Origin of the sequence: Nocardia fusca NBRC 14340, assembly GCF_001618425.1 — a bacterium.
Taxonomy (GTDB): Bacteria; Actinomycetota; Actinomycetes; order Mycobacteriales; family Mycobacteriaceae; genus Nocardia; species Nocardia fusca.
This window is the reverse complement of sequence record NZ_BDCU01000085.1, coordinates 1-1,873: the sequence shown is the minus strand read 5'-3', so window position 1 is coordinate 1,873 and position 1,873 is coordinate 1. Positions and strand designations below refer to the sequence as shown.

Genomic DNA, 1,873 nt, shown 5'->3' with positions numbered 1-1,873 from the left:
TTGTCTCAGGTGACGGGTATCAGCGAATACATCCACCAGTGTCGGCGTGGGAAGTCGAACTTGAGATTTCCCGCGTACATCTCGCGAGTTTCCCCGGTGTCGGGATCGTTCACCAGAACGGTGGGCCGGGGAATGTCTTCGGGTGCCACTTCGGTGGCCCACAGCTCATGCCATTCCGGCGCCTGCTCGCACGTGCGCACGATCTCGGCTATTCGTTCGGGTGGGACCAGGCCGGGACCCATGATGCGAAACGCGTAGACCATCAGGTGGGTCTGGCGACGCCATTGGGGAAGCAGGGCTCGTGCCGCCGGGTGCAGCATCATCCATTCGAGGATGTTGGTGCCCGGATCGCAGCCCGGGAACCAGTGGGCCCATGCGTCGTTGGCGGCGAGGACGTCAAATGTCGGTTGCGATTGGAAGCAGGCAGGGTGCGGAATGCTTTTCAGGACAGCGAGATCCGAGCCGAGCACGGTCTGGGACTCACCGCTGAGCGAGGCATTGAGGCGGGTCGGAAGTGTGAGGCTGATGATGTGATCGCACAGGGTCGGTGGCACGGACAGTGCCTCGAAGAGAGCGGAGAGTGCGTCGAGAGTGGGTGTGCGAGAGCCTTGTTCGATCTTCTGGATCAATCCGGGGGACAGGGCGGCCGCTTTCGCAAGCGCGGCACGCGTCATCCCTGCGGCCTCGCGGCGTTCTCGGAGATAGCGTGCGATCGTGCGATGGGCGTCGGTCACGCGAACGCTCCTTCCTCACGGTCGAAGTGGGACAAAATGGGACATCGCACATGTTTGACCATGCGCGATCCGTTCCGCAAGACTCGGATTCGGTCGTTCGACGAGGCACGACCACCGGAGAGTCGATGTTGCCGCCACCGACGACGCGCCGATCGAGGAGGGGTCGCGGGTGCGTTTCGGCGAGACAGCGTCGGCCGCTCGGCGCGCCCGGGCTGGCCCCGCTGCCGGATGAACGGATACGGAACATTCTGTTCGAACGTCATGTGTTCGGCGGGAAACGGATCTGGAGGGGACGGCACGGACGGAACTCGATACGTGCCGAAGTCATCAGCAGCGGGGTGGTTCCTGAACCCACCCGCATCCGCACACGCGTGTGATGAAAGGGCCGCTCGGCCGTCTGCCGGTCGGAAAACTTCTGTTACGAAACATTATTAGCGGTCGGGACCGTGCGTCTCGACAACCGAGCGCAGGGGAAGATGCATCGTGTGGCAGTGGAGTAAGTCCGTCGCGGAGCGGGCCGCAGCAGCGGGATGGGCCGCCTGGCATTCCCGCGAACCTGAGCCGACCATCCTCGACACGCAAGACTGGAGGGGCAACGCCGATCGCCCGAGCGAGGGAATGGCCGCATCGGCCGACGTCCTTAAGATCCCGGGCACGATCGAGGTGAATCGCCCCGGCGAGTCCGACGAACCCCGCACCGCACCACGTCCCGCGGCACCCAAAGCACCCGCCAACCCGACACGAAACCTCCCACTCGACCTGCATCAACATTCAGCCTCACCGCGAGGGGTGTTCCGGTGGCGTCGGTGATCAGGTGGTGCTTGGAGCCGGGTATCGCCCTGTCGACCGGGCTGGGACCGACATGGCCCCCCTTTCAGAGCCCGCAGATGCGAGGCATCGACCAACGCGGTGGACAGGTCCAGCTTCCCCGCCGAGCGCAGTTCGACCAGTACCTGATCGTGTAGCTGCTGCCACACCCTGGCTTCCTGCCATTCGGCCAACCGTCGCCAGCACGTCGCACCCGAGGCCCCGAACAACGCGGTCGGCAACTGGTTCCAACCGATACCGGTTCGAGCCACGAACAAGATTCCCTCCAACCCCGCACGGTCACTGCTCCGACGCCGACCCGGATGACGGAA

The 1,873-nt window shown here is 64.4% G+C and carries 1 protein-coding gene and 1 pseudogene; both read right to left on the bottom strand.

Annotated features, from left to right (window positions below):
- Window positions 1–5: 5 nt before the first annotated feature.
- Complete coding sequence (locus NF4_RS35925; RefSeq protein WP_063131843.1) at window positions 6–734, bottom strand: helix-turn-helix domain-containing protein; 729 nt, start codon at window positions 732–734, stop codon at window positions 6–8.
- 772 nt (window positions 735–1,506) lie between these two features.
- Window positions 1,507–1,873 (bottom strand): annotated as a pseudogene (locus NF4_RS37385) (transposase); the annotation flags it as partial.